Raw genomic sequence first — 6,426 nt, 5'->3', positions numbered from 1 at the left:
ATGTCGACGGCCAAGAAGATCCTGATGGGTGGCACTGACCAGAAGGAACTGTTTGACCAGGCCATGGAATACGTAGTCAACGACTATGGCATGAAGATGGGCGAGATCGAAAACTTCATCGAGAACTCGAAGGGCTTCGTGGAAGGCCTGGACCTCCAGAACGGCGTGTACGAGGAATCAGCCCTGAAGAAGCTGCAGGAATGGGAGAATAAGGCCGATTCGATTCTGCTGGGCAGCCACAAGCAACAGATGCTTGAGCAACAAATCAATACTTCGACCTTGAATCAAGGAATCGGGGTGCCGGCTGCGCAGTTCGACTACTCGCAGCTCCTGAACAAAAATGACAAATAAGTGACATGAACCTGGCCGATGGTGTATAATGACTCCATCGGCACTTTATCGCTCCATCAAGAGAGCACAACGCAGGAAAAGAAAAGTCTGACAGGGCTTAAGTTTATTCAACTTTTGAAGGAAATAAAATGAAATTAAAACCATTACCAAAAGCACTTCTCGTTCTGACAGTTATCGGCGGTCTCGGCTATGGTGCCCACTTTGCCATGAACAAGGGCTACTTCAAACCAAAGTCGACGATCGAAGCATCGGTCCCTGACAAGATCGACCTGCCTGGTGCAGGTGGCTCGGCTCCAGCGTCGAGCGGTACGATCAACACGGCTTCGGTGAACTCAAGCGAAACGATTCGCGTCGAGACTCTCGCATGGAACGCGACCTCTGGCATGCACTACGCAAACGGCGGGCAGGACACCACCCCAGATTCGCTGATGGCGAAACGTGGTCTGAAGGTGCGCGTACAGCGCCAAGATGACTACACGAAGATGATCGCTGACCTGGCTTCGTTTGCCAAGGATAGCTCGACCGGCGCCCATTTCGTCGTGATCATGGGTGACGGTTTCCCGGCCTTCGCAAAGGGCGCCAATGAGGCGCTCAAGCAGTTCGACCAGTCGGTTGAAGTGGTCGGCGCTCTGGGCTACAGCCGCGGAGAAGACAAGTGCATCATCGACAAGAACGCAAAACCACAAGGTTCCCTGATCGCTGGCGTTCTCGGTGACGGTGACATCAATATCTGCATCAAGTACGCAGCCGACAACGGCATCAAAGTCAATTCGGACCCGAAGACCTATGACCCTGAAGCGATGAACTTCGTTGGGGTATCGTCCTTTGACGAAGCCGATGAAAAGTTCATCGCGAACGCTAATGACCGTGGGCACCCGATCAATGGCACTGCGACCTGGACCCCAGGTGATGTGAAGGTTGCGACGAAGCGCGGTAACATCAAGGTCCTTGCCTCAACCAAGGAATATGCATGGCAGATGCCGGCGGTCGTGATCGGCAACAAGCAATGGATGGCAGCTCACCCTGACATCGTCAAGGCCTTCCTGGCCGCGGCCTTCGAAGGCGGCGAGCTTGTCCGCTCGAATGACCAGGCCCTCATGAAGGCCGCGGCAGTCGAAGCCAAGGTTTACGGCGAGCAGGACGCGAACTATTGGGCCAAGTACTTCAAGGGCACGACCGAGAATGGTGTTTCTCTGGGCGGCTCGACGACGAATGGCTTGGCCGACAATGCCTTCCTCTTCGGCCTGAAGGGCGCAGACAACCTTTACAAGAAGGTCTACACTGTCTATGGTAACATCGCGGTCAAGTACTTTCCAGACAACCTGCCGAAGTTGGTGCCCTACGAGAATGTCGTGAACACCACGTACCTCGAAGGTCTGTTAAAGAACTCGACGGTCAATGTGCAGGCGGCCGCGACTCCTACCTACACCGCTGGTCAGCACGGTCAAGCTGTCGCGAACAAATCGTACAGCATCGAGTTCGATACTGGCAAAAGCAGCTTCAAGCCTGCCTCGGTCGCGGTACTGAATGAGTTGCTCGACCAGATTGCGGTATCGAACATGGTCGTGCAGATCAATGGCCACACTGACCGCACGGGCAATCCTGAATCAAACCTGGCCCTGTCAAAGCAGCGAGCTGAAGCTGTGAAGAAGTTCTTGATGGCAAACGCCGGGTCAAACTTCCCGAGCGAACGAATCACCACTCGCGGGTACGGTGATACCCAACCAATCGGCAACGACGCGCAAAACCGCCGTGTCGAGATCGTCCTGTACTCAAACTAAAAACTATGGGGAGTAAAACTCCCCCAAAGGAGGCAATCATGATTATTCTAAAAATTCTTGTGGCTATTTTGGTCTACAATATCCCTATCATGATTGCCTTCGCTCGGCGACATCCAGATATTCTACGCATCATGATTGTGAACATCTTATTTGGTTGGACAGTTCTCGGTTATGGGATTTCATTTCTATGGGCGATCTGGCCTATCGCTAAAGAAAAACGGATCGCATAAGGAGGATGGCATGTCAAAGAAGAAGGAAAAAGAAGGTGCATTGCGGGTTATCGATAGCTTGAACGATCTGTTCTCTATGATCTCGGATGTATCAAACGATGAAGGTTATAACATCCCTGATGGGCACATGAGCGCGCTTGAAGATCTTCACCGTGAACTGTTAAACACAGTGACTGGAAAATGAGATGCTTATTCTTCTTTCCAACTGGTTTGATTCATTGAAAGAGCCAAAACGGTTTGTTGTGTTTACGATCCTGGTGTTTGGCTGGTACATTCCCTTCATGTTGGTTGTGTTCTTAGATTCTACCTTCTCAGGACTTTTAAGTCTCAAGGCTCTTCTTGTGGTGCTTGGCTTCTGCCAAGTAATCTTTTTCTTAGCATTTGCGATATCACGCGCCCTTAGAAAGTAACCTATGTTCTCATCTCTTATTAAGCCATTCACAACTGGACGTCGCTTTAGCTTAAAGTTTCTAGCGACAATACAACTCGCAATTCTTGTAGTGATCTGGATCGCCTTGCCAAACGCCGCCGGTATCCCATCACCTACGTCAATTTTCCAAGCATGGAACAAGCTCGCCCTCGAGCAAGGACTTCTGCTTGAACTGTTTCGGTCCGTTGTTGTAATTTGGGAGGCGCTGATCCTGTCAGCACTAATTTCCTTCGGCGTCGCGTACCTCACGACAGCGGACCTCTTTAAACCTGTGGGCACCTTCATCGCTTCGATGCGTTTTCTCGGCTTTGCAGGTCTCACGTTCCTCTTCACCTTATGGACGTCAAATGGCCAGAACTTGAAGTTGGCGTTGCTCACCTTCGGCATGACAGTCTTTCTAACCCGATCGACTGTCGACGAAGTAAAGGGGATTCCACTGGAGTCAATCGACTACGCTCGGTCCCTCGGGCTTCGTGGCTGGAGAATCACATATGAGATCGTAATTCGCGGCCGCCTTCACACCATGCTCGACCTGCTCCGCCAAAATGCTGCCATTGGTTGGACGTTGGTCGTCTTTGTAGAAGGGCTCGTGCGAAGCGATGGTGGTATCGGTGCCATGCTCTTGATTCAAGGCAAGTACTTCAACCTTAGTGCGGTGTTCGCCATTCAGCTGACCATCCTCGCATACGGCATCATTCAGGACATGATGTTGAATGCCATTCGGTTTGCTGTATGCCCATACACACGACTAAATCGGAGTGACTCGTGAGCCTCTGGCACCTCGGTAGAAGAATATAATTGGACCTTAACAAAGGAGAATCACATGCGCTACAGCATCGCAATGAAATGGATTGACGCTCTTCGGAGCGGCGAATACATGCAGACCAAAGGTGCACTTCGTGATATGAATGGTTTCTGCTGTCTCGGTGTCCTGTGCAACCTGCATGCGCAGGCGCACCCGGAAATCGCAGCAGAGCAACAAGAGTCGCACAAGTACCTTGGTGAGTCTATGTCGTTGCCATTAGACGTTATCAAGTGGGCCGGCATGCAGGACCTCAACGGTTATGGTTCATTTGACAAGTTTCCTGTTGACAGGAAGCCAACGTACGATGTCAGTGATAAGGTGGAGCAGCGTACTGCGGGCAGCATGACTGTCCTGAACGACGAAGCGAAGTGGGACTTCAAGAAAATCTCCACCTTTATCCGCAAGAACTACAGATATCTGTAAAGGACCTGTGATGACAATCAAACCACTGAGCCCACAAGAAGCCAAAGAAAACCTGGCAATTCCAGACTTCGTGATCGAGGCTGTTAATGACCTCATCAAAGAAAATTTCAATGGAAATGGGAGCTTTAACCTTCTCCAGAAAGATATCGAGGAACGAATTAGTTCCAAGACCCAAGCTACCATCGTCCCCAACTGGATTAGTAAAGTTCAACAAATCTACAAGTCAGAGGGATGGAACGTTGAGTACGATGCGCCTGGTTATTGCGAAACATACAAGGCGTACTTGCGCTTCTCACCAAAGAGGATTTAACATGGCACCAATCCCCTACAAGATGGAAGAACGTCTCCTCAGCATAGAGGGTTTGAACCTCTCGTATGGTGACAAGATCGTTCTTCGCGATATCAACGTTCACGTGGACAACGTGACTCGTGATGATGTGCATCAAGGCCAGTGCATTGCGTTACTTGGTCCATCGGGCATCGGCAAGACCCAGCTCTTCCGCTGCATCGCAGGCATGCAAGCGCCCACGAGTGGCAAGGTAATGCTTACTCCCGAGAAACGTCCAGTTGTGACGGGCGAGGTTGGCGTCGTGCAACAGTCCTATCCACTTCTAGCTCACCGTACAATAAGGGGTAACCTCGAGCTAGTCTGCGCTGATGTAAAACGGGTTATGGAGTTACTGCATCGCTTCGGTCTCGATGATCAGAGTGACAAGTACCCTGTCCAGTTGTCGGGTGGTCAGCGCCAGCGCGTCGCCATCATTCAGCAGATGCTGAGTTCACGGCACTTCTTGTTGATGGACGAACCGTTCTCAGGTCTTGATGTCATCGCAAAGGACAAGGTCTGCGCCCTTATCAATGAGGTGAACCTTGTGGACGAGCTAAACACCACAATTTTCACCACCCACGATCTTGAGTCGTCGATGATGATTGCTGACACCATCTGGATTTTGGGTCGTGAAGAAGGAAAGCCTGGCGCGACGATCGTTCGCCAGTATGACCTCATGGCGATGGGCATTGCTTGGCAACCAAACATCGAAAAGCACCCAAGTTTTATTCCGCTCTTGATGGAACTCCGTGAATTGTTCAAGACGCTATAAAGCTGTGTACATTCCTCCTTATATTTGATATAATCTTCTTATCGGATCACAAATTTAAGGAGTAAAAACATGGCTAAGAAAGACATGCCGGAAGGTATCAAGGAAGATTGGAGGACCATCTACCTCTGCGAAACCCGTGAACAGGCCCTTGCCGTCATCAACTATTCCTACAGCTGCCGTATCAGCACGTACCATGACGCAATGATCATCGGCGATCCTGATCATTGCATCCCTAAGCGCTTCTTTGGTTCGGTGGCAGTCTCGAAGGCTGACGCGATGCAGTATGTGATCTCGTTGATCGACAACGAATATATGATCTCGAAGGACGGCAAGCAACTGGCACTTCAACTGTATATCTGTGAACGTGTCGAAAAAGGCCGCTACGACCGCAAGACGCACAAAGCAAAGCCAGATCGCACGATTCGCATTTGCTGGATTGGATAAGAGATGAAGATCAAGAAAAATATCCACGCCGATACCAGCTCAAATTCTGGCAACAAAAACTGGTTGGTGTTTGATTACACCATCATCACTCGCTTCATGCTCCTTCGTATCGCCCTTGCGAAGGAGCTGTGGTATCAAACCTTGCAGAAGAACGATGCAAAGCTGTTCAAGGTGTTTAGCATCAACATTGAACAGGACAGGGATGACCCAAGCCTGAAGATTTACAGCCTCACGATCTTGGGATTCATGATTGAGGTCGGTTTGCCTTAACCTGCATTTTAAGGTGTCCTTTTGTATTGATGCAGGTTAAAATGTACCCACTAAACGATGATTGGAGTAACTAAAAGATGATGACGATTGAAGGGCAATTGGGGGCGGCGCGCGAATTAAAAGATGTCAGCAAGCTCGACATGGCTCTCCGCGCCCAGTATCACATGAAGTACCGCGGTACCTCCGTGGACACCACGTCGATGCAGTTCGACGAAGTCCGTCAGCTCGACCCGAAGTTCTACGTCTAAGGAGACGTCAAAATGGCAAAGCTCAAAGCACTTCCGAAAGCACTGATCGTGGCCGCCATTGTTGGCGGCGTAGGTTTCGCAGCCTATAAATTCATGCCGCACAAAACCAAGGAGGACGCTGAGATCGTGCAGAACGACCCAGCTGAACTCATCAAGGGCAAAGCTGAAGTTCAAAAACAGATCGACGAAGACCGTCAGCGCGACGACGCTCCAGTTCTCACTGCAGCAGAGCCTGAACACGCAGCGCCAACGGGTAAGCTGCCTGGCGCCGGCATCGCCTCGGGGCAAAAGACTGGTACCAACTGGCCGATGACCCAGGACATCGTCAAGGCATGCAACACGAG

General features: G+C 50.6%; 13 protein-coding genes. All 13 read left to right on the top strand.

All coding sequences use genetic code 11. From position 1 onward, the window contains the following. The coding region (locus ACKI4H_RS13530) for a hypothetical protein (protein ID WP_407306583.1) at nucleotides 1-351 on the top strand (351 nt) is incomplete at its 5' end. Nucleotides 352-479: 128 nt separating this feature from the next. Next, nucleotides 480-2,132 carry an OmpA family protein gene (locus ACKI4H_RS13525; protein WP_407306580.1) on the top strand — a complete coding sequence of 551 codons (1,653 nt, stop codon included), beginning with the start codon at nucleotides 480-482 and terminating at the stop codon, nucleotides 2,130-2,132. Between the two features lie 38 nt (nucleotides 2,133-2,170). Then, nucleotides 2,171-2,362, top strand: a complete 192-nt coding sequence (locus ACKI4H_RS13520; protein ID WP_407306577.1) for a superinfection immunity protein — start codon at nucleotides 2,171-2,173, stop codon at nucleotides 2,360-2,362. A gap of 10 nt (nucleotides 2,363-2,372) precedes the next feature. Further along, nucleotides 2,373-2,546, top strand: coding sequence for a hypothetical protein (locus ACKI4H_RS13515; protein ID WP_407306574.1), 174 nt, complete (start codon nucleotides 2,373-2,375; stop codon nucleotides 2,544-2,546). Nucleotide 2,547: 1 nt separating this feature from the next. After that, complete coding sequence (locus tag ACKI4H_RS13510; protein WP_407306572.1) at nucleotides 2,548-2,772, top strand: hypothetical protein; 225 nt, start codon at nucleotides 2,548-2,550, stop codon at nucleotides 2,770-2,772. A 90-nt stretch (nucleotides 2,773-2,862) separates the two neighbouring features. Then, complete coding sequence (locus tag ACKI4H_RS13505) at nucleotides 2,863-3,561, top strand: ABC transporter permease (protein WP_407306569.1); 699 nt, start codon at nucleotides 2,863-2,865, stop codon at nucleotides 3,559-3,561. A 54-nt stretch (nucleotides 3,562-3,615) separates the two neighbouring features. After that, the gene (locus ACKI4H_RS13500) at nucleotides 3,616-4,020 is read left to right on the top strand and encodes a hypothetical protein (RefSeq protein WP_407306566.1); all 405 of its coding nucleotides are present in this window, start codon (nucleotides 3,616-3,618) and stop codon (nucleotides 4,018-4,020) included. A 10-nt stretch (nucleotides 4,021-4,030) separates the two neighbouring features. After that, nucleotides 4,031-4,330 (top strand): hypothetical protein, encoded by a 300-nt coding sequence (locus ACKI4H_RS13495; protein WP_407306564.1) that lies wholly within the window; start codon nucleotides 4,031-4,033, stop codon nucleotides 4,328-4,330. A gap of 1 nt (nucleotide 4,331) precedes the next feature. Continuing rightward, entirely contained in the window at nucleotides 4,332-5,120 is a 789-nt protein-coding gene (locus ACKI4H_RS13490; RefSeq protein ID WP_407306562.1) for an ATP-binding cassette domain-containing protein, read from the top strand. 69 nt (nucleotides 5,121-5,189) lie between these two features. Next, entirely contained in the window at nucleotides 5,190-5,564 is a 375-nt protein-coding gene (locus ACKI4H_RS13485; protein WP_407306560.1) for a hypothetical protein, read from the top strand. A gap of 3 nt (nucleotides 5,565-5,567) precedes the next feature. Continuing rightward, complete coding sequence (locus ACKI4H_RS13480; protein ID WP_407306558.1) at nucleotides 5,568-5,834, top strand: hypothetical protein; 267 nt, start codon at nucleotides 5,568-5,570, stop codon at nucleotides 5,832-5,834. A 77-nt stretch (nucleotides 5,835-5,911) separates the two neighbouring features. Continuing rightward, on the top strand, nucleotides 5,912-6,082 hold the full coding sequence (locus ACKI4H_RS13475) for a hypothetical protein (RefSeq protein ID WP_407306556.1): 171 nt from the start codon (nucleotides 5,912-5,914) through the stop codon (nucleotides 6,080-6,082). 12 nt (nucleotides 6,083-6,094) lie between these two features. Further along, a partial coding sequence (locus ACKI4H_RS13470) for a hypothetical protein (RefSeq protein ID WP_407306554.1) occupies nucleotides 6,095-6,426 on the top strand: 332 nt, incomplete at its 3' end.

The organism is Acinetobacter sp., from assembly GCF_045628685.1.
GTDB lineage: Bacteria > Pseudomonadota > Gammaproteobacteria > Pseudomonadales > Moraxellaceae > Acinetobacter.
This window is presented reverse-complemented; position numbering and strand designations above follow the sequence as displayed.

What these genes read in the sequence shown, in the direction of transcription:
- ACKI4H_RS13525 (WP_407306580.1), top strand. Translation starts at nt 480, where the DNA reads ATGAAATTAAAACCATTACCAAAAGCACTTCTCGTTCTGACAGTTATC.
- ACKI4H_RS13520 (WP_407306577.1), top strand. Translation starts at nt 2,171, where the DNA reads ATGATTATTCTAAAAATTCTTGTGGCTATTTTGGTCTACAATATCCCT.
- ACKI4H_RS13515 (WP_407306574.1), top strand. Translation starts at nt 2,373, where the DNA reads ATGTCAAAGAAGAAGGAAAAAGAAGGTGCATTGCGGGTTATCGATAGC.
- ACKI4H_RS13510 (WP_407306572.1), top strand. Translation starts at nt 2,548, where the DNA reads ATGCTTATTCTTCTTTCCAACTGGTTTGATTCATTGAAAGAGCCAAAA.
- ACKI4H_RS13500 (WP_407306566.1), top strand. Translation starts at nt 3,616, where the DNA reads ATGCGCTACAGCATCGCAATGAAATGGATTGACGCTCTTCGGAGCGGC.
- ACKI4H_RS13495 (WP_407306564.1), top strand. Translation starts at nt 4,031, where the DNA reads ATGACAATCAAACCACTGAGCCCACAAGAAGCCAAAGAAAACCTGGCA.
- ACKI4H_RS13490 (WP_407306562.1), top strand. Translation starts at nt 4,332, where the DNA reads ATGGCACCAATCCCCTACAAGATGGAAGAACGTCTCCTCAGCATAGAG.
- ACKI4H_RS13485 (WP_407306560.1), top strand. Translation starts at nt 5,190, where the DNA reads ATGGCTAAGAAAGACATGCCGGAAGGTATCAAGGAAGATTGGAGGACC.
- ACKI4H_RS13480 (WP_407306558.1), top strand. Translation starts at nt 5,568, where the DNA reads ATGAAGATCAAGAAAAATATCCACGCCGATACCAGCTCAAATTCTGGC.
- ACKI4H_RS13475 (WP_407306556.1), top strand. Translation starts at nt 5,912, where the DNA reads ATGATGACGATTGAAGGGCAATTGGGGGCGGCGCGCGAATTAAAAGAT.